Origin of the sequence: Achromobacter mucicolens (assembly GCF_029866465.1) — a bacterium.
Classification (GTDB): Bacteria; Pseudomonadota; Gammaproteobacteria; order Burkholderiales; family Burkholderiaceae_B; genus Achromobacter; species Achromobacter mucicolens.
Window position 1 is genome coordinate 5385466 of the sequence record NZ_CP123364.1, and the last position, 18208, is coordinate 5403673.

The 18208-nt window shown below is 63.8% G+C and carries 17 protein-coding genes; 11 read left to right on the top strand and 6 right to left on the bottom strand.

Annotation, left to right across the window (positions count from 1 at the left end; all coding sequences use genetic code 11):
- Positions 1 to 2: 2 nt before the first annotated feature.
- From QEP15_RS24530 to QEP15_RS24545, 4 genes are all read left to right on the top strand, one after another.
- Complete coding sequence (locus QEP15_RS24530; protein WP_280148209.1) at positions 3 to 1925, top strand: branched-chain amino acid ABC transporter ATP-binding protein/permease; 1923 nt, start codon at positions 3 to 5, stop codon at positions 1923 to 1925.
- 18 nt (positions 1926 to 1943) lie between these two features.
- Positions 1944 to 2666 carry an ABC transporter ATP-binding protein gene (locus tag QEP15_RS24535; protein ID WP_108005811.1) on the top strand — a complete coding sequence of 241 codons (723 nt, stop codon included), beginning with the start codon at positions 1944 to 1946 and terminating at the stop codon, positions 2664 to 2666.
- Between the two features lie 351 nt (positions 2667 to 3017).
- Positions 3018 to 3974 carry an IS110 family RNA-guided transposase gene (locus QEP15_RS24540; RefSeq protein WP_280148205.1) on the top strand — a complete coding sequence of 319 codons (957 nt, stop codon included), beginning with the start codon at positions 3018 to 3020 and terminating at the stop codon, positions 3972 to 3974.
- 372 nt (positions 3975 to 4346) lie between these two features.
- Positions 4347 to 5597, top strand: coding sequence for an IS256 family transposase (locus tag QEP15_RS24545; RefSeq protein ID WP_280148210.1), 1251 nt, complete (start codon positions 4347 to 4349; stop codon positions 5595 to 5597).
- A 765-nt stretch (positions 5598 to 6362) separates the two neighbouring features.
- Here the strand turns inward: QEP15_RS24545 and QEP15_RS24550 are convergent.
- The 3 genes from QEP15_RS24550 to QEP15_RS24560 all read right to left on the bottom strand — a co-directional run bounded on the left by QEP15_RS24550 (position 6363) and on the right by QEP15_RS24560 (position 8186).
- Complete coding sequence (locus tag QEP15_RS24550; protein WP_056327382.1) at positions 6363 to 6788, bottom strand: organic hydroperoxide resistance protein; 426 nt, start codon at positions 6786 to 6788, stop codon at positions 6363 to 6365.
- A gap of 162 nt (positions 6789 to 6950) precedes the next feature.
- Positions 6951 to 7412, bottom strand: coding sequence for a MarR family winged helix-turn-helix transcriptional regulator (locus QEP15_RS24555; protein ID WP_056327380.1), 462 nt, complete (start codon positions 7410 to 7412; stop codon positions 6951 to 6953).
- Positions 7413 to 7478: 66 nt separating this feature from the next.
- Positions 7479 to 8186, bottom strand: coding sequence for a Crp/Fnr family transcriptional regulator (locus tag QEP15_RS24560; RefSeq protein ID WP_056327378.1), 708 nt, complete (start codon positions 8184 to 8186; stop codon positions 7479 to 7481).
- Positions 8187 to 8354: 168 nt separating this feature from the next.
- Here QEP15_RS24560 and QEP15_RS24565 point away from each other — a divergent pair, with 168 nt between their 5' ends.
- The 7 genes from QEP15_RS24565 to QEP15_RS24595 all read left to right on the top strand — a co-directional run bounded on the left by QEP15_RS24565 (position 8355) and on the right by QEP15_RS24595 (position 16942).
- The gene (locus QEP15_RS24565) at positions 8355 to 10331 is read left to right on the top strand and encodes an AMP-dependent synthetase/ligase (RefSeq protein WP_175156950.1); all 1977 of its coding nucleotides are present in this window, start codon (positions 8355 to 8357) and stop codon (positions 10329 to 10331) included.
- Positions 10332 to 10336: 5 nt separating this feature from the next.
- Positions 10337 to 11134 carry an ABC transporter ATP-binding protein gene (locus QEP15_RS24570; RefSeq protein WP_056327375.1) on the top strand — a complete coding sequence of 266 codons (798 nt, stop codon included), beginning with the start codon at positions 10337 to 10339 and terminating at the stop codon, positions 11132 to 11134.
- A 25-nt stretch (positions 11135 to 11159) separates the two neighbouring features.
- A complete protein-coding gene (locus QEP15_RS24575; protein ID WP_056327372.1) occupies positions 11160 to 12089 on the top strand; it encodes a branched-chain amino acid ABC transporter permease in 930 nt (309 codons plus the stop codon).
- 23 nt (positions 12090 to 12112) lie between these two features.
- Positions 12113 to 13177, top strand: a complete 1065-nt coding sequence (locus QEP15_RS24580; protein WP_175156949.1) for a branched-chain amino acid ABC transporter permease — start codon at positions 12113 to 12115, stop codon at positions 13175 to 13177.
- Between the two features lie 134 nt (positions 13178 to 13311).
- Positions 13312 to 14649, top strand: coding sequence for an ABC transporter substrate-binding protein (locus tag QEP15_RS24585; RefSeq protein ID WP_081100873.1), 1338 nt, complete (start codon positions 13312 to 13314; stop codon positions 14647 to 14649).
- A gap of 106 nt (positions 14650 to 14755) precedes the next feature.
- The gene (locus tag QEP15_RS24590) at positions 14756 to 15592 is read left to right on the top strand and encodes an ABC transporter ATP-binding protein (protein ID WP_175235839.1); all 837 of its coding nucleotides are present in this window, start codon (positions 14756 to 14758) and stop codon (positions 15590 to 15592) included.
- 81 nt (positions 15593 to 15673) lie between these two features.
- Positions 15674 to 16942 (top strand): phenylacetate--CoA ligase family protein, encoded by a 1269-nt coding sequence (locus tag QEP15_RS24595; RefSeq protein WP_175156948.1) that lies wholly within the window; start codon positions 15674 to 15676, stop codon positions 16940 to 16942.
- Positions 16943 to 16958: 16 nt separating this feature from the next.
- On the opposite strand, the gene QEP15_RS24600 is transcribed toward QEP15_RS24595, so the two are convergent.
- Genes QEP15_RS24600 through QEP15_RS24610 form a run of 3 tightly spaced genes read right to left on the bottom strand, consistent with a single transcriptional unit; the run spans position 16959 to position 18149 of the window.
- Positions 16959 to 17384 (bottom strand): DUF6691 family protein, encoded by a 426-nt coding sequence (locus QEP15_RS24600; RefSeq protein ID WP_142052401.1) that lies wholly within the window; start codon positions 17382 to 17384, stop codon positions 16959 to 16961.
- A 1-nt stretch (position 17385) separates the two neighbouring features.
- Complete coding sequence (locus QEP15_RS24605; protein WP_062838915.1) at positions 17386 to 17817, bottom strand: YeeE/YedE family protein; 432 nt, start codon at positions 17815 to 17817, stop codon at positions 17386 to 17388.
- On the bottom strand, positions 17814 to 18149 hold the full coding sequence (locus QEP15_RS24610; protein WP_056327361.1) for an ArsR/SmtB family transcription factor: 336 nt from the start codon (positions 18147 to 18149) through the stop codon (positions 17814 to 17816). The genes QEP15_RS24605 and QEP15_RS24610 overlap by 4 nt, the downstream gene beginning before the upstream one ends.
- Positions 18150 to 18208: the final 59 nt, after the last annotated feature.

Genomic DNA, 18208 nt, shown 5'->3' on the forward strand with positions numbered 1-18208 from the left:
CGATGAAACCCCTGCACCTTCTCCTATCCATCGTGGCCGTGGCCTGCCTGGCCGCCGTGCCGCTGGGCGTGACCAACACGTACTACCTGCACCTGATTGAAACCATCATGATCTATTCGATCCTGCTGTTCGGGCTCGATATCGTGGTGGGGTACACCGGCCAGGTGTCGCTGGGCCACGCGGGCCTGTTCGGCATCGGCTCGTATGTGGCCGGCGTGCTGGTCTTTCACCTGCAGATTCCGATCTGGTTGACCTTGCCTGCCGCCATCCTCATCGCCGCCGCTTTCGGTGCGGTGCTGGCCCTGCCGGCGCTGCGCGTCACGGGCCCCTATCTGGCGATGGTGACGCTGGCATTCGGCACGATCATCCAGATCCTGATCAACGAGATGACCTTCCTGACCGAAGGCCCGCTGGGCATCAAGATCTCCAAGCCGTCCATCGCGGGGCACGTACTGACCAAGGCCGAGTATTTCTGGCTGGTCGCCGCGCTGCTGGTGATCTCGCTGATCGTGGTGCACCGGATCCTGAAGTCGCACCTGGGCCGCTCGTTCGAAGCCCTGCGTGACAGTCCGATCGCCTCGGACTGCATGGGTGTGTCGGTGTACCGCCACAAGGTGATCGCGTTCGTCATCAGTGCGGGTTTTGCCGGCCTGGCGGGCGCGCTGTATTCGTATTCGGAACAGTACATCTCGCCGAACACGTACAACTTCGAGCTCACGATCCTGTTCCTGCTGGCCATCATCATGGGCGGACGCAAGAGCCGCACGGGCGCGCTGCTGGGCGCGTCGATCATCGTGCTGCTGCCCAAGATGCTGGACGACATCGGCACGTTCCGCCTGATCGCGCTGGCGGTGGCGATCCTGGTGACGGTAGGCAGCGCCGTGGCCATCTCGAAAGGCCGCACCGAACCGCGCAAGGTGGCGGTGCCGGTGATCGGGACGATCGTGCTGGCAGTCTTCTCGTACTGGCTGGAGGCCGTGACAGACTGGCGCCTGACCATCTTCGGCGCCATGATCCTGTTCGTCGTGTATTACCTGCCCGACGGCATCGTGGGCTTCGTGCGCAACCTGTTCTTCTCCTCGCGCCGCGCCGCGCTGACGGTGAAGAAGGACCTGGTGAAAGAACAGGACGCCGTGCCCGACGCGGTGGCGGGCAAGGGCGAGACGCTGCTGGCGGCCAAGAGCGTGCTGATGCAGTTTGGTGGTCTGAAGGCGCTGAACGAAGTGGACCTGACCGTCAAACGCGGCACGATCCACGGGCTGATCGGACCGAACGGCTCCGGCAAGAGCACGATGATGAACGTGCTGACCGGCATCTACGTGCCCACGGCCGGCGCGGTGGAATTCTCGGGCAAGTCGCTTGTCGGCCTGCCCCCGGCCCACATCGCCGAAGCCGGCATCGCCCGCACATTCCAGAACGTGCAGCTCTTTGGCGAGATGACCGCGCTGGAGAACGTGCTGGTGGGCCTGCACCACACCTTCACGACGGGCCTGGCGGGCATCGCGCTGCGCACGCCAAAATGGAAGACCGAGGAACAGGGCGCGCGGGCGCGGGCCATGGCGCTGCTGGAGTTCGTGGGGCTGGAATCGCTGGCCAACGAAGAAGCGCGCAACCTGCCGTACGGCAAGCAACGCCTGCTTGAGATCGCACGCGCGCTGGCGCTGGATCCGCAACTGCTGCTGCTGGACGAACCGGCGGCCGGCCTGACAGCGCCCGACATCGTGGAGCTGCTGGCCATCATCCGCAAGGTGCGCGACCACGGCATCACGCTGATCCTCATCGAACACCACATGGATGTGGTGATGGGCGTGTGCGACACCGTGTCGGTGCTGGACTTCGGCCAGAAGATCGCCGAAGGGCTGCCGAATGAAGTGCAAAGCAACGCCAAGGTGATCGAGGCGTATCTGGGCGGCGCGCCCGCCTGACGCCAAGGGGACAACAAGATGCTATCGATCAAGAATCTGGAAGCAGGCTACGGGAAGGTGAAGGTGCTGCACGGCATCAGCATGGAGGTGCCCAAGGCAAAGGTGGTCACGCTGATCGGCTCGAATGGGGCCGGCAAGACGACGACGATGCGGGCATTGTCGGGGATGATCCGGCCGACGGCGGGCGAGATCACGCTGGGCAGCAAGCGCATCGACGGGCTGGAGTCGCATCGGATTGCCCGATTGGGACTGGCGCATTCACCAGAGGGCCGCCGGGTGTTTCCGACGCTGTCGGTGACGGACAACCTGCTGCTGGGCGCGTTTCCTCGCCTGACGGGCAGCCGGCCGAAGGGTGACGTACAGGCGGATCTGGGGCGGGCGATGGATCTGTTCCCTCGGCTGAAGGAACGGCGCGATCAGCTGGCAGGCACGTTATCGGGCGGCGAGCAGCAGATGCTGGCGATGGCGCGTGCGGTGATGCTGAATCCCGAACTGGTGCTGCTGGACGAGCCGTCGATGGGACTGGCGCCGATCCTGGTGGAGGAAGTGTTCCGGATCATTGCGCGGCTCAAGGAAGAAGGCGTGACGATGCTGCTGGTGGAGCAGTTCGCGGCGGCGGCGTTGAATGTCGCGGATTATGGGTATGTGCTGGAGAATGGGCGGATTTCTGTGCACGGGAGTGCGGAGAAGCTGAAGCATGATCCGGCGGTGGTGGCGGCTTATTTGGGTGGGTCGCATTGAGGTTTTTTTGGGGGGTTTTTTTTAGGCTGGCGTTGAGGGTGGTTCTTTAGACGCCCGCCGCAGCGGGGGCCGAGGCGCGCGGGGCTACGATTGCGGTCCGGAGCCTTCGCTCCGGACTGCCCCTTCGTCAACCTTGTATGGTGTGGATGCGTCTTTCGAAGAAGAAAGGCGCTGGGGTAAGGGACGTTGTCAACCATCAGCCGGTTGCACCCGGACTGCCAGGACGAGAGCATCCCACCCCGCCTCACGCGTCGATAAGGAATCTAGCGGCCGAGACCGCCGATTGATCGCAAGGTAACGCCCGAGGCGTGGCTACCCCAGCGGACTTAACGTATCGCAGGGAGAGCTGTCATGCAAACTTCAGTCGTTTTTATTGGGGTCGATGTCGGCAAGTTTGAGCTTCAAGTAGCCGCGTCTGACGGAGAGATCGTGACGGGCGTCTTGCCTAACAATCGCTCCAGCATCGTGGGCTGGTTAAAGCGTCTGCCGGCCCCTAGTGTGATCGCCATGGAAGCCTCAGGAGGCTATCAAGAGCTCCTGGCTCGTACGGCGCATGAGCGTGGATTTGAGGTTTATGTCCTTAATCCGACCCACGTCCATCATTACGCCATCTCTTTGGGGAACCGCGGCAAGACAGATCGACTGGATGCCGCCGTCATCGCGCAATACATCGCGCAGCATCACAAAAAACTGCATCGTTACGAACCGATATCTCCAGAATTGCAGGAAGTCAGAGCACTTCAGGCGTTGAGATCGACGGTGGTCCGAGTGGGCACATCCTTGCGATTGTCGGCTCAGCGACATGGTTGCGTAAGCAGCCATCAGAAGAAGGCTCTCGCAAGTTTGACGGCGTGGTCAGATCAGCTCGAACGGGAAATGATTGCCAAGATTAAGGCCCAGAGTGACTGGGCCAAGACATACGGTCTGCTCACCGGCATATGCGGCATAGGACCGATAACCGGCGTTGCCCTGACGAGCTTGTTCAGCCGGATCGACTTTGCCAGCAGCGATGCGGCGGTCGCCTTCTGTGGCCTGGATCCGAGGCCGCACGAATCCGGAAGAAAAGTCGGTCGCCGCCGACTAAGCAAGCAGGGCGATAAGGCGGCGAGGACATTGCTCTACAACGCGGCTAGCTCAGCGGCGCGCACGGCACAATTCAAGGATTACTACGCCATGCTCAGGGCTCGAGGGCTGGCCTCGACTGCCGCCTTGGTCATAATTGCCCGCAAACTCTTGCGGATCGCATACGGGGTATGGCGAACAGGCCAACCCTTTGATCCAGAGAAATTGCGACCGTCAATTACTTGACCGAGACCATAGAATCTCGTACGCCTTCGGCTCCCTTCGGTTTCCCTCGGGCGCATCTACACGCCCCGCGCGCCTCGGCCCCCGCTGCGACGGGCTCTTGTAGATTCAGCTTTGCGGTCTGCGGGGCGAGTTGAGTTCTTTAGGTTCTTGCCCACGGAGGGGGGAGAGAGAAAGATCTTGCGGGGCCCGCCCGCGGCGGCCGCGCGGGCGGCCTTCGGGGGCTTACGCGCCGTCTTGCGTCGGGGCGATGACGCTTCGCGTGTGGCTGCTTCTGCTCTAGGTGTCTGACACCCTGGGGAGATTCGCTTCACACCGAGGGGGAGTGTCATAAATTTTGTGTTTGGGGCCTAACATGTTGCTCAAGGAGCATGTATGGCTACCAAGAAAAAAACGCCGCTGAGGGAACTGCCGGCGATTCCAGCAGAGTTGGTTGATCAATTCGTCAAAGGCCCTATGACCGCCGAGGCGGTGCAGGACCTGTCGATGGCGTTCAAGAAGGCGCTGATCGAACGGGCCCTGGGAGCAGAATTGGGCCACCACCTGGGCTATCCGGCGGGCGGCGAGCGCCCCGAGCAGGCCACCAATCAACGCAACGGCAAGAGTTCCAAGACAGTCCTGACCGATGACGGGCCGCTGCGGGTGGAGATCCCACGCGACCGCGATGGCAGCTTCGCTCCGATCCTGATCCCCAAGCACGAGCGCCGCTTTACCGGGTTCGACGACAAGATCATCGCCATGTACGCCCGCGGCATGACGGTGCGCGAGATCCAAGGGTTTCTGCTCGAGCAGTACGGCACGGAAGTCTCGCCGGAGTTCGTCAGCTCGGTGACCGACGCGGTGATGGAGGAGGTCACGGCCTGGCAGACGCGGCCTCTGGAGACGATGTATCCGGTGGTGTTCTTCGACGCGCTGCGGGTCAAGATCCGCGAGGACGGCGTGGTGCGCAACAAGGCCGTGTACTTGGCGCTGGCGGTGTTGCCAGACGGCACGCGCGACATCCTGGGCCTGTGGATCGAGCAGACTGAGGGCGCCAAGTTCTGGATGAAGGTGTTCAACGAGCTCAAGACCCGTGGCACGCAGGACATCCTGATCGCTGTCACTGACGGTCTAAAGGGCATGGAGCAGGCGCTGAATGCGGTGTTCCCGGCCACGACGCTGCAGACTTGCATCGTGCACCTGATCCGCTCCAGCCTGGAATACGCCAGTTGGAAGGAGCGCCGCACGGTGGCTGCGGCGCTAAGGCCGATCTACACGGCAGCGACCGTGGAGGCAGCGCTGGCCGCGCTCGTGCAGTTCGAGCAAGGCCCTTGGGGCCAGCGCTACGCCCCGATCGCTGACGCATGGCGCCGGGCCTGGGACCGTGTGATCCCGTTCTTTACGTTCCCACCGGCGATCCGCAAGGTGATTTACACCACCAATGCGATCGAGAGCATTAATGCCCAACTGCGCCGCGCGGTGAAAACGCGAGGTCACTTCCCGAGCGACGAAGCGGCCACCAAGCTACTGTGGCTGGTCTTGCGCAACATCACCGGGGCCTGGGGCAGCGCCACGCACGACTGGAAGGCCGCTATGAACCAGTTCGCCGTGATTTATGCAGAACGCTTCACTGACCCGTATCGCTGAGATAGCATCCATAAGCCTGATAGAAACAACTATCAGGCTTCTAACGCCTCAAACACAAAAATACTGACACTCCCCACCGAGGGCGTCTCCCGAGGGTGTCAGACACCGGCAGCGGCAGACGCTCTTGGCAGGTTCAGGCAGCCACGGCATTAATCGTCACTTGAACCGCGGTGCCCGATGGGCGGCGCGTACGGGTCGGCAAGTTGTAGCTGACCGTCGCCGCGCCGCCCATCACCGCTCTCCCCCCTCTGACGAGCGTCATTCGAAAACTGATCTGCGCCCGCGCGCAAGCGCACCCCGCACCGACGACCCACGTCTCCGATGCCGATTGCCGCCGCCCGGGCGGCAGCAATTCGGCGGCCCCGCAAATCCCCTTCCCTGACCACAGGTCTTACAGCGCCACATACCACAGACCCTCGCAGCACGGCGTCGTGGGCACCGTGGGTGCGAGCGCCGTCGATGCGCCCGAGGGAATCTGAAGGGAGCCGAAGGCGGACGAAGATGACGAGGGGGGAGTCCGGAGCGAAGGCTCCGGACCGCAATCGTGGGCGATCGTGCCCACGGTGACCGCGGCGTCGGGCGACCTACGAAGCACCTCGTAGCAGCAAGATCAACAACCCACGAAGAACCGCCTGCCACAACACCAACGACCCAATAAACAGTCCCTCGCACAAAACAAGATGGGCCTCACAGGCAACCGACCAACTCGGTCATCCCCTGCAAGGCCCACGCTCACGTCACATCACCCTCAATGCAACGTCAACCTCAAACGATCGTCAGCGTCACGTCGATGTTGCCGCGCGTGGCGTTCGAGTACGGGCACACGATGTGTGCAGCTGCGACCAGCTTTTCGGCTTCGGCGCGGTCCAGGCCCGGCAGCGAGATCTTCAGTTCGACTTCGATGCCGAAGCCGGTGGGGATCGCGCCGATGCCGACGGTGCCGTTCACGGACACGTCTGCCGGGATCGCGATCTTGTCGCGGTTGGCGACGAACTTCATGGCGCCCAGGAAGCAGGCCGAGTAGCCGACGGCGAACAGTTGTTCCGGGTTCGTGCCCGCGGCGCCGGCGCCGCCCAGTTCACGCGGCGTGGTCAGCTTGACGTCCAGGTTGCCGTCGTCGCTGACGCCACGGCCTTCGCGGCCTCCGGTGGCGGTGGCGTTGGCGCGGTAGAGGACTTTTTCGATCGACATGGTGTATTTCCTTTGAATGAAGTTTGTACTGCTTGCCTTGCGGGACCCTTCCCGGGTTGGCGGTCAACGATGAACTTGCGACTTTCCTGAAACTTTAAATAGCGAACAACAATATCGTGCGCTACTTATAAAACCGGATGATGACAGGCATCACCCCCAACCTTAAAGACTTTCGACCAGCTTTTCCCGCAGCGCGTGAAGCGTCTTCGTCATGCCCTGCGCTTCGTCCAGCGAACACTGCGCCGCCGCACCGACCGCATGCGGCACCGCTTCGGCCTTTTCGCGCAGGTCGCGGCCCTGCTTGGTCAGGCTCACGATTACCTGGCGTTCGTCGTTCACGGCGCGCTTGCGCGTCACCAGTCCGGCGGCTTCCAGGCGCTTGAGCAGCGGCGTCAGCGTGGCGGAATCCAGGAACAGGCGATCACCGATATCCGTCACCGTGATTTCGTCGCCTTCCCACAGCACCAGCATCACCAGGTATTGCGGATAGGTCAGATCCAGCCCGCGCAACAGCTTGCGGTACACCTTGTTCATCGCCAGCGAGGTCGAGTACAAGGCGAAGCACAACTGGCTGTCCAGCAGCAGCGGGTTGAAAGCGCCTTTGGTCTTGTTTCTGGATTTCATGGCGCAATATTAAATAGCGCGCGATTTATCGTCAACACTTTTTTTTGCGCCTTGGCTTGCCCTGGCTTACGCTGCCTGCTCCGTTTCCGACGTGCCCCGATCCGAGCCGTATTGCTTCAGGCCGTCCAGATCCAGCACGCGCACCGCGCCGTATTCGACATTCAGCAATCCCGCTTCCTCAAGCTTGCGCAGCGCCTGATTGGCGCGCTGGCGCGAGACACGGGCCAGATAGCCGACTTCTTCCTGCGTAATCGTCAGGCGCATGCCCATGCCCGGATACAGCAAAGGGTTGAAGAGCTCGGCCAGACAGCGGGCGACGCGCGCGTCGGGATCCAGCAGACGGTCGTACTCCGCCTTGCCGATGAACTGCGCCACGCGCTCGTTCAATTGGTGCAGCAGATAGCGGTTGAACGGAATACTGGTATCCAGCAACCAGTCGAACGTCGCGCCCGGCAGACGCGCCACCACCGAGTCGCGCAGCGCCACGATGTCGTATTTGCGGACCTCGCGCTTCAGGAGCGAACCTTCGCCGATCCAGCCGCCGGCGGGCACGCCCGTCAGCGATGCGACCTTGCCTTCCGAATTGCCCACCGACACCTTCACCAGTCCCGCAAGCACACCGATCCATGCCTGGGCGAGTTCGCCTTTGCGCTCTATGATCGATCCGGCAACGACTTGCTGCACGGAAAGGTCCCGCTCCACGCGCGCTTGCTGCTCTGCGTCGAGGACGCGGAACCAGGCGGCGGCGAGTTGCAGGGAGTCGGATAGCTGCATCGGGAATACCCTAAAAGGTCCTTGAATGTCGCGATGGTGACAGTTGGTAGCAACCCAACCTTATACCTTAACTCCTGCCGTAAATCTAAAACCAACTGGTCAAGCACGCCGCCGCAGCCGCTTCAACGCAGGCACCGCGCGCGATGCGCCCAAACCGGAGGAGACAACGTGGCACATTCATCGCCCGCATCTGCACAGATGCCGGCGGCGCCGGACACCTTTCCGGCGCTGCTGCTCGCGCATGCCAACGTTCGTGGGTCGCGGCCCGCGATACGAGAGAAAGACCTGGGGATCTGGCAAACCCTGACCTGGTCCGAAGTGGCGGAGCATGTCCGTCACGTCGCGCAGGGTCTCGCATCGCTTGGCATCCAGCCCGGCATGCACGTGGCCGTCATCGGAGAGAATCGCCCGCGTCTGTACATGGCCATGATGGCCGCGCAGTCGCTCGGTGCGATTCCGGTTCCGCTCTATCAGGACGCCGTCGCGCAGGAAATGGTCTACGTGCTGCAGGATGCGGAGATCAGCGTCGCGATCGTCGAGGACCAGGAACAGGTCGACAAGATGATCGAGGTGCGCGAGCAATGCCCCGCGCTCAAGCACGTCGTCTTCGACGACCCGCGCGGTTTGCGTCACTACGCCGATCCCATGCTGCTGTCTTACGAGCAGTTGGAAGCGTTGGGAAGCGAATATGCGGCCAAGCACCCGGACTTCTATGCGCGCGCCGTGGCCGCCGTGCAGCCGCAGGACCCCGCGGCGATGTTCTACACATCCGGAACGACGGGCAAGCCCAAGGGCGTCGTGCTGACGCACCACGCGCTCATCGACCGCGCGCGCGCCGTGTCCGACATGGAAAAGCTGACCGACCAGGAAGACGTGCTGGCCTACCTGCCGCCCGCCTGGATCGGCCAGAACATGTTTTCGTACACGCAGCTGCTGGTCACGGGCTTCACGGTGAATCATCCCGAGTCGCCGGATACCGTGTCGATCGACATGCGCGACATTGGCCCCACCTATTACTTTGCGCCGCCGCGCGTGCTGGAAGGGCTGCTGACGCACGTGATGATCCGCATGGAAGACGCGGGATATCTCAAGCGCAAGCTGTTTGGCTCCTGCATGAAGCTGGCGCGCCGCGTCGGCACCAAGATTCTGGACGGCGAGTCCGTGAACGCCTGGGACCGCATGCGCTATGCACTGGGCAACGTGCTGATCTACGGCCCGCTGCGCAACGCGCTGGGCATGAGCCGCGTGCGCGTGGCCTACACGGCGGGCGAGGCCATCGGGCCCGACCTCTTTGTGTTCTACCGCTCCATCGGCATCAACCTGAAGCAGTTGTACGGGTCCACCGAGACCTCGGTTTTCGTCTGCGTGCAGCCCGACGGGCAGGTGCGCGACGACACCGTCGGACCGCCCGTGGCCGGCGTGGAAATCCGCGTGGCCGACAACGGCGAGATCCTGGTCAAGAGCCCGGGCCTGTTCAAGGAGTACTACCGCAATCCGGACGCCACGGCCGAGGCGCGCAGCGCCGATGGCTGGTTCCACACGGGCGATGCCGGTTACCTGGACACCGACGGACAGCTCAAGATCATCGATCGCGCCAAGGACGTGGGCAAGCTGGCCAACGGCAGCCTCTTCGCGCCCAAGTACATCGAGAACAAGCTCAAGTTCTTCCAGCACATCAAGGAAGCGGTGGCGTTTGGCGCGAACCGCGAGGATGTGTGCGCGTTCATCAACATCGACCTGGAAGCCGTGGGCAACTGGGCCGAGCGCCGCGGCCTGGCCTACGCCGGCTACACGGACCTGGCGGGCAAGGACGAGGTCTATCAGCTCATTGCCGAATGCGTGGAGCAGGTCAATGCGGACCTGGCGACCGATCCCAAGCTGGCGGCCTCGCAGATCAGCCGCTTCCTGATCCTGCACAAGGAACTGGACCCCGATGACGACGAGCTGACCCGCACGCGCAAGGTGCGCCGCGCCTTCATCGCGCAGAAGTATGGCGTGCTGATCGATGCGCTCTTTGGCGGCAAGCAGTCGCAGTTCATCGAGACTGAAGTGAAATTCGAAGACGGACGCACCGGCAAGATTTCGGCGGATCTGCGGATCTGCCCGGTCAAGACGTTTCCCGCCATCACCGCCCGAGCCGCGTAGAGATCATGAGCCATAACGACCGCGACCAGCGTATCGGCGATGTCATGCTGGACATGCAGAACATCTCCTTGTCCTTCGGCGGCGTCAAGGCGCTGACCGATATTTCCTTCAACGTGCGCGAGCACGAGATCCGCGCCATCATCGGGCCCAACGGCGCGGGCAAGAGCTCCATGCTCAACGTCATCAACGGCGTGTACACGCCGCAGCAAGGCGGCATTGAATTCCGCAACCAGCGGTTCTCGCGCATGAACCCGCGCCGCGCCGCCGAGATGGGCATCGCGCGCACGTTCCAGAACCTGGCGCTGTTCAAGGGCATGAGCGTGCTAGACAACATCATGACGGGCCGCAACCTGCGCATGAAGAGCGGCCTGCTGGCGCAGGCGTTCCGCCTGGGGCCTGCCGAGCGCGAAGAGATCCAGCATCGCGAGTTCGTCGAGAACATCATCGACTTCCTGGAAATCCAGGCCTACCGCAAGACGCCGGTCGGCCGCCTGCCCTATGGCCTGCAAAAGCGCGTCGACCTGGGCCGCGCGCTGGCGATGGAGCCGCGCCTGTTGCTGCTGGACGAGCCGATGGCCGGGATGAACATCGAGGAAAAGCAGGACATGAGCCGCTTCATCCTGGATGTGAACGATGAGTTTGGCACGACCATCGTGCTGATCGAACACGACATGGGCGTGGTCATGGACATCTCGGACCGCGTGGTCGTGCTGGACTACGGCAAGAAGATCGGCGACGGCAAGCCCGATGAAGTTCGGGCAAATGAAGACGTCATTCGCGCCTATCTCGGCGTGTCGCACTAAGCCGGACAACCCAAGGCGGAAAGACATGGGATTTTTTCTAGAGACCTTATTCGGCGGCCTGATGAGCGGCATGCTGTACGCGCTGATCGGCCTGGGCTTCGTGCTGATCTTCAAGGCGTCCGGCGTCTTCAACTTCGCGCAGGGCGCGATGGTGCTGGTGGCGGCGCTGTCGATGGCGCGCTTTTCGGAATGGCTGCCGCGCTGGCTGGGCTTTGACAACATGATCCTGGCCAACGTGCTGGCGTTCATTGTCAGCGCGATCGTGATGTTCCTGCTGGCCGTGGCGATCGAACGCTTCGTGCTGCGCCATCTGGTCAACCAGGAAGCCACCACGCTCCTGATGGCCACGCTGGGCATCAGCTATTTCCTGGACGGACTGGGCCAGATCACGTTCGGCAGCTCGGTGTATTCCATCAATGTCGGCATGCCCAAGGATCCGCTGTTGATCCTGGACTCGGTGTTCGAGGGGGGGCTGCTCATCAACCTGGAGGACCTGACCGCCGCGGTCATTGCGGCGCTGCTGGTGGCGGCGCTGGCGCTCTTCTTCCAGTACACCTCGACGGGCCGTGCGCTGCGCGCCGTGGCCGACGACCATCAGGCTGCGCAGTCGATCGGCATTCCGCTGAACCGCATCTGGGTGATCGTGTGGAGCGTGGCGGGTCTGGTGGCGCTGGTGGCCGGGATCATCTGGGGATCGAAGTTCGGCGTGCAGTTCACGTTGTCCACCGCCGCGCTGCGCGCGTTGCCGGTGGTGATCCTGGGCGGTTTGACGTCGGTGCCGGGCGCCATTCTGGGCGGGCTCATCATCGGGGTGGGGGAAAAGCTGTCCGAGGTGTATCTGGGGTCGCTGGTGGGCGGCGGCATCGAAATCTGGTTCGCCTATGTGCTGGCGCTGGTGTTCCTGCTGTTCCGTCCGCAAGGGCTGTTCGGCGAGAAGATCATCGACCGCGTCTAAGCCTGCGTCACCGAGGATAAAACATGTTCTATCGCGAAAACGGCCAATTCAAGACCAGCTATCGCGCTGACCAGCAGATCTTCCCGATCCGCCAGGATCGCGTCTTCATCTGGCTGCTGATGGCGGTGGCGTTCATCGCCGTGCCGGCGATGGCCAGCGACTATCTGCTGCGCGCCATCCTGATTCCGTTCCTGATCCTGGCGCTGGCCGCCGTGGGCCTGAACATCCTGGTCGGCTACTGCGGCCAGATCTCGCTGGGAACAGGCGCCTTCATGGCGGTGGGCGCGTATGCGGCGTGGAACTTCGGCGTGCGCTTTCCCGGCATGCCGCTGGTGGTGCAGATTCTGTTGGGGGGCTGCTTTGCCACCCTTGTCGGCGTGATCTTCGGCATCCCCAGCCTGCGCATCCGTGGCCTGTACCTCGCGGTGGCGACACTGGCCGCGCAGTTCTTCGTGGACTGGGCCTTCCTGCGCATCCCCTTCTTCACCAACTATTCGTCCTCGGGCAGCGTGTCGGTGCCGCCGCTCACGGCCTTCGGGCTGCCGGTGCAGAGCGCCATGGAGAAGTATCTGTTCGTGCTGATCCTGGTCGTCATCTTCAGCCTGCTGGCCAAGAACCTGGTGCGCGGCGCCATCGGCCGCCAATGGATGGCGATTCGCGACATGGACGTCGCCGCTTCCGTCATCGGCATCCGGCCCATGTACGCCAAGCTGACGGCGTTTGCGGTCAGTTCGTTCATCGTCGGCGTGGCCGGCGCCTTGTGGGGCTACATCCACCTGGGTTCGTGGGAGCCGCTGGCGTTCGACCTGGGCCGCTCGTTCCAGCTGCTGTTCATGGTCATCATCGGCGGGCTGGGTTCGATCATCGGCAGCTTCTTTGGCGCCGCGTTCATCGTGCTGGTGCCCGTGGCGCTGTCCAACATTCCGCACATGCTTGGCCTGCCGCTGTCGGTGGACACCGCCGCCCACATCGAGCACATGGTGTTCGGCGCGCTGATCGTGTTCTTCCTGATCGCCGAGCCGCACGGCCTGGCGCGGCTGTGGAACATCGGCAAGGAGAAGTTGAGGATCTGGCCGTTCCCGCACTGATCGTGTTTCGTTTTGATTTCCGTGGGTCCATCGCAGCACAACCGCGCTGGACCCCCGCCCCGAATACCCGGCTCAAGACCGGGCCAATCCCGGTGTCACAGGGTTGAACGACCCAAACACCACGCAGGAGGTAAATGGAGATGAAGCGTCTTAACCTGAAGTTGGCGGCAGCCTTGATGGCCGCAGCCGGCGCCGCAGGCGCCGTGGCCACGCCGGCAATGGCGGCCGAAGAGCAGTTCGTTCCGTTGCTGGTGTATCGCACGGGATCGTTCGCGCCGCTGGGCATTCCCTGGGCCGATGGCAAGCTGGATTACCTGAAGCTCGTGAACGAGCGCGATGGCGGCGTGAACGGCGTCAAGATCACGTACGAAGAATGCGAAACCGCCTACGCCACGGACCGCGGCGTGGAATGCTACGAGCGCCTGAAGGGCAAGGGCACCGGCGCATCGGGCTTCGACACCCAGTCCACCGGCATCACCTTCGCGGTCAGCGACAAGGCCATCGTCGACAAGGTGCCCGTGGAAACGATGGGCTACGGCCTGTCGCAATCGGTGGATGGCAGCGTGTTCGAGTGGAACTTCCCGCTCTTGGGCACGTACTGGACCGCCGCCGACGTGATGATCCAGGACATCGCCAAGAAAGAAGGCGGCATGGACAAGCTCAAGGGCAAGAAGATCGCCCTGGTCTATCACGACTCGCCGTACGGCAAGGAGCCGATCCCGCTGCTGCAAAAGCGCGCGGCCAAGGAAGGCTTTGAACTGCTGCTGTACCCGGTGACGGCGCCGGGCGTGGAGCAGAAGTCCACCTGGCTGCAGATCCGCCAGGCACGCCCGAACTACGTGTTGCTGTGGAGCGCGGGCATCATGACGCCCACCGCCATCCGCGAAGCACAGGCCAGCGGCTATCCGCGCGACAAGATGTACGCGATCTGGTGGGCCGGCTCGGAAGGCGACGTCAAGGACCTGGGCGATGTCGCCAAGGGCTACAACGCCATCACCATCCACAACAGCGGCGCCGACAGCGACAAGGTCTACGACGATCTGAAGAAGTACGTCTACGACAAGGGCCAAGGCGCGGACAAGACCGGCAAGACCACGTTGGGCACCATCGCCCACACGCGCGGCATGATGATCTCGATGCTGCAGGTCGAAGCGATCCGCGCCGCGCAGGAGAAGTACGGCAAGGGCAAGGCGCTGACGCCGGAGCAGGTGCGCTGGGGCTTCGAGAACCTCGACCTGACGCAGGAAAAGCTCGACAAGCTGGGCTTTGGCCAGATCATGCGTCCGGTCAAGACTTCGTGCGCCAACCACAAGGGCGACGACTGGGCTCGCATCGTGCAGTGGGACGGTTCCAAGTTCAAGGTCGTTTCCGACTGGTATCAGGCCGACAAGACGATCCTGGACCCGATGGTCAAGGAATCGGCGGCCAAGTACGCCAAGGAAAAGAACATTACGCCCCGCAAGTGTGAGTGATGCCCCTGGAGCGCCCGCGGCGGCCACGCCGCGGGTGCGCAACGCATGTTGATATGACCCGGCGGCCGGCTTTCCGGCCGGCCGCCGCCACGCTGCAGGAATGTTTATGAACGACGCCAATATTGCCGCCGCAGGCGCCCCGCCGGTGCTGCTCGATGTGAACGGCATCGAGGTGATCTACAACCACGTGATCCTGGTGCTCAAGGGCGTGTCCCTGCAGGTGCCCGAAGGCAGGATCGTGGCGCTGCTGGGCGCGAACGGCGCGGGCAAGACCACCACGCTGCGCGCGATCTCCAATCTGCTCAAGGGCGAGCGCGGCGACGTCACCAAGGGCCACATCCAGTACCGCGGCCAGCGCATCGAAAAGCTGACGCCGGCCGAGCTGGTCAAGCGCGGCGTCGTGCAGGTGATGGAAGGCCGGCACTGCTTCGCCCACCTCACCATCGAGGAAAACCTGCTGACCGGCGCCTATACGCGCAGCATGAGCCGCGGCGACACCGCCGCCGCGCTTGAACGGGTCTACCAGTATTTCCCGCGCTTGAAGCAGCGGCGCACCAGCCAGTCCGGATACACCTCGGGCGGCGAGCAGCAGATGACCGCGATCGGCCGCGCGCTGATGGCCAACCCGAACATGATCCTGCTGGATGAACCGTCGATGGGTCTTGCGCCGCAGATCGTCGAAGAAATCTTCGAGATCGTGCGCGACCTGAACCAGCGCGAGCGCGTGAGTTTCCTGTTGGCCGAGCAGAACACCAACATCGCCCTGCGCTACGCCGATTACGGCTACATCCTGGAGAACGGTCGCGTGATGATGGACGGCGCCGCATCCGACCTGGCGCAGAACGAGGACGTCAAGGAGTTCTACCTGGGCATCTCCAGCGGAGAGCGCAAGAGTTTCCGGGACAACAAGTTCTACCGCCGCCGCAAACGCTGGCTGGCCTGATTTCCGACGCGGGCAAGCCAGCGCTTGCCGCATGGCGCCGGCAACGGCGCCGCCAACCGGCACACGAGAAGGTGCGATTCCATGTCCGAGTTTTTCGATGACCTCGAAACCCGAGCGCCCGAGCAACGCGAGCGCGATCTGATGGCGGCCCTGCCTGGGGCGATTGCGCGGGCCATCGCGCGCGCGCCGGCCATCGCCGAGCAATTGCGCGGCGTGGACCCGGCCACGGTCACCTCGCGCGAGGCGCTGGCCCGGCTGCCGGTGCTGCGCAAGCACGAATTGCTTGAACGCCAGCAGCACAGCCGCGATGACGCCGCCCGACCCACTGGGCCCGCCAAGGCCTTCGGCGGCTTTTCCGCGATCGGCTGGGGCGAAGCGATGCGGGTGTTTGCCTCGCCGGGCCCGATCTACGAACCGGAAAGCGCGCGATCGGATTACTGGCGCTTTGCGCGCGCCCTGTACGCGGCGGGCTTTCGCGCCGGCGAACTGGCCTACAACTGCTTTTCCTATCACTTCACGCCGGCCGGCTCGATGATGGAGACGGCTGCCCATGCGGTGGGTTGCACCGTATTCCCCGGCGGCACCGGGCAGACCGAACAGCAGGTGCGCGCGATCCAGGACCTGTCGCCCAGCGGCTACACCGGCACGCCCAGCTTCCTGAAGATCATCCTGGAAAAGTCCGATGAACTGGGCGTGAAGCTCGATTCGCTGCGCCGCGCGCTGGTTTCCGGAGAGGCCTTCCCACCCTCGCTGCGCGACTGGCTGGCGGCGCGCGGCATCGATGGCTACCAGGCGTACGGCAGCGCCGACCTGGGCATGATCGCTTTCGAGACGCCTGCCCGCGAGGGGCTGGTGGTGGGCGAGGACATCATCGTCGAAATCGTGCGTCCGGGCACCGGCGAGCCCGTGCGCGACGGCGAAGTCGGCGAGGTCGTGGTGACCACGCTGAACCCGGATTACCCGCTGGTGCGGTTCGGCACCGGCGACCTGTCGGCGGTGATGCCCGGCGTTTCGCCGTGCGGGCGCACCAACACCCGCATCAAGGGCTGGATGGGGCGCGCCGACCAGACGACCAAGGTGCGCGGCATGTTCGTGCACCCCTCGCAGGTGGCCGACGTGGTCCGGCGGCATCCGGAAATCCTGCGGGCGCGGCTGGTCATCAGCGGCAGCACGGGCTCGGACCGCATGGTGCTCAAGGTGGAGTCGCGCGAGCAGAACGATGACCTGGCCAAGCGCATCGCCGATTCGGCGCGCGACGTGACCAAGCTGCGCGCCGATGTGCAATGGGTGGACGCAGGCGGCCTGCCGAACGACGGCAAGGTGATCGACGACATCCGCACGTACGAGTAAGGCGGCGGACGCCGGGTCAGGCCCCGCCGCGCCGGGCGCGTTCGATGATGGCGTGGATCGCCATCCCCGCAAGCATGGCGACCACAAAAATGCCGGCCTCGCCGATGCCGGCCGCCGCGGCGACGACGGCGGGTCCGGGACAGAATCCCGCCACGCCCCAGCCCACGCCAAACGCCAGGCTGCCGCCGGCCAGACGCCAGTCCAGCTGCGTGGCCTGCGGCCAGCGCATGGGTTCGCCCGACAGGCTGGCGCGGCGGCGACGCAAGCGCGCAAATCCGATGCTGGCCACGACGACCGCGCCGCCCATCACGAACGCCAGGGTGGGATTCCACAAGCCTGCCAGGTCCAGAAATCCCAACACGCGCGCGGGGTCGGCAAGTCCCGACACCAACAGGCCGAATCCGAAGACGAGCCCGGCGGCAAAAGCGTAGATCGCAGCCATGTCAGCCTCCCACCGCGTGGCGCAACACGTAGACCGTCACGAATCCGGCCGCCATGAAGATTGCCGTCGCGACGAACGAACGGCGAGATCCGCGGGACAGACCGCAGACGCCGTGGCCGCTGGTGCAGCCGGACCCGTATCGCGTGCCGATACCGACGAGCAGGCCGGCCACGATCAGCCGGGGCGTGCTGGCATCGACGGTGATGGACGGCAGGGTGGCGAACAGCCGGTAGACCCATGGCGCGGCGCACAGTCCCAGCAGGAAGGCGACGCGCCAACCGTCGCCTCGGGTCGGGGTGAAAAGACCACCCACGATGCCGCTGATGCCGGCAATGCGCCCGGCGCCCAGCATCAGCAAGACCGCGCCGGCGCCGATAAGGAGCCCCCCCGCCGTGCCGGCAAGGGGCGTAAAGGCAGACCAGTCCACGTTCATTTGAGCGACTCCAGTGCGCGTCCGCAGTACAGGCTGGACAGGGTTTTCATCACCTGGCTGACCTCGAAACTGGCCATCTGGTAGTAGACGTACTTGCCTTCGCGCCGCGTGACGACGAGGCCTTCGTCGCGCAGCACGCCAAGCTGCTGCGAGAGCGTGGGCTGGCGGATGCCGGTCAGCGATTCCAGCTCGCCGACGTTGCGTTCGTGGTGGACGAGCTGGCACAAGAGGAGCAAGCGGTCTTCGTTGGCCAGGGCCTTGAGCAGCGTGCAGGCCTGGGAGGCCGATTCACGCAGGGAGGAGACTTCACATTCGGTAAGCGGGGCATTCATGGCGGGGCGCTGACAGTGGAGGAAAAACGAGGCAACAGCGTCGTCATTATATTTCTGAA

Excerpts from the sequence above, each read along its gene's own strand:
- QEP15_RS24610 (WP_056327361.1), bottom strand. The coding sequence starts at position 18,149 with ATGAATGCCCCGCTTACCGAATGTGAAGTCTCCTCCCTGCGTGAATCG.
- QEP15_RS24605 (WP_062838915.1), bottom strand. The coding sequence starts at position 17,817 with ATGAACGTGGACTGGTCTGCCTTTACGCCCCTTGCCGGCACGGCGGGG.
- QEP15_RS24585 (WP_081100873.1), top strand. The coding sequence starts at position 13,312 with ATGGAGATGAAGCGTCTTAACCTGAAGTTGGCGGCAGCCTTGATGGCC.
- QEP15_RS24590 (WP_175235839.1), top strand. The coding sequence starts at position 14,756 with ATGAACGACGCCAATATTGCCGCCGCAGGCGCCCCGCCGGTGCTGCTC.
- QEP15_RS24545 (WP_280148210.1), top strand. The coding sequence starts at position 4,347 with ATGGCTACCAAGAAAAAAACGCCGCTGAGGGAACTGCCGGCGATTCCA.
- QEP15_RS24595 (WP_175156948.1), top strand. The coding sequence starts at position 15,674 with ATGTCCGAGTTTTTCGATGACCTCGAAACCCGAGCGCCCGAGCAACGC.
- QEP15_RS24570 (WP_056327375.1), top strand. The coding sequence starts at position 10,337 with ATGAGCCATAACGACCGCGACCAGCGTATCGGCGATGTCATGCTGGAC.
- QEP15_RS24600 (WP_142052401.1), bottom strand. The coding sequence starts at position 17,384 with ATGGCTGCGATCTACGCTTTTGCCGCCGGGCTCGTCTTCGGATTCGGC.
- QEP15_RS24535 (WP_108005811.1), top strand. The coding sequence starts at position 1,944 with ATGCTATCGATCAAGAATCTGGAAGCAGGCTACGGGAAGGTGAAGGTG.
- QEP15_RS24580 (WP_175156949.1), top strand. The coding sequence starts at position 12,113 with ATGTTCTATCGCGAAAACGGCCAATTCAAGACCAGCTATCGCGCTGAC.
- QEP15_RS24555 (WP_056327380.1), bottom strand. The coding sequence starts at position 7,412 with ATGAAATCCAGAAACAAGACCAAAGGCGCTTTCAACCCGCTGCTGCTG.
- QEP15_RS24560 (WP_056327378.1), bottom strand. The coding sequence starts at position 8,186 with ATGCAGCTATCCGACTCCCTGCAACTCGCCGCCGCCTGGTTCCGCGTC.
- QEP15_RS24540 (WP_280148205.1), top strand. The coding sequence starts at position 3,018 with ATGCAAACTTCAGTCGTTTTTATTGGGGTCGATGTCGGCAAGTTTGAG.
- QEP15_RS24530 (WP_280148209.1), top strand. The coding sequence starts at position 3 with ATGAAACCCCTGCACCTTCTCCTATCCATCGTGGCCGTGGCCTGCCTG.
- QEP15_RS24550 (WP_056327382.1), bottom strand. The coding sequence starts at position 6,788 with ATGTCGATCGAAAAAGTCCTCTACCGCGCCAACGCCACCGCCACCGGA.
- QEP15_RS24575 (WP_056327372.1), top strand. The coding sequence starts at position 11,160 with ATGGGATTTTTTCTAGAGACCTTATTCGGCGGCCTGATGAGCGGCATG.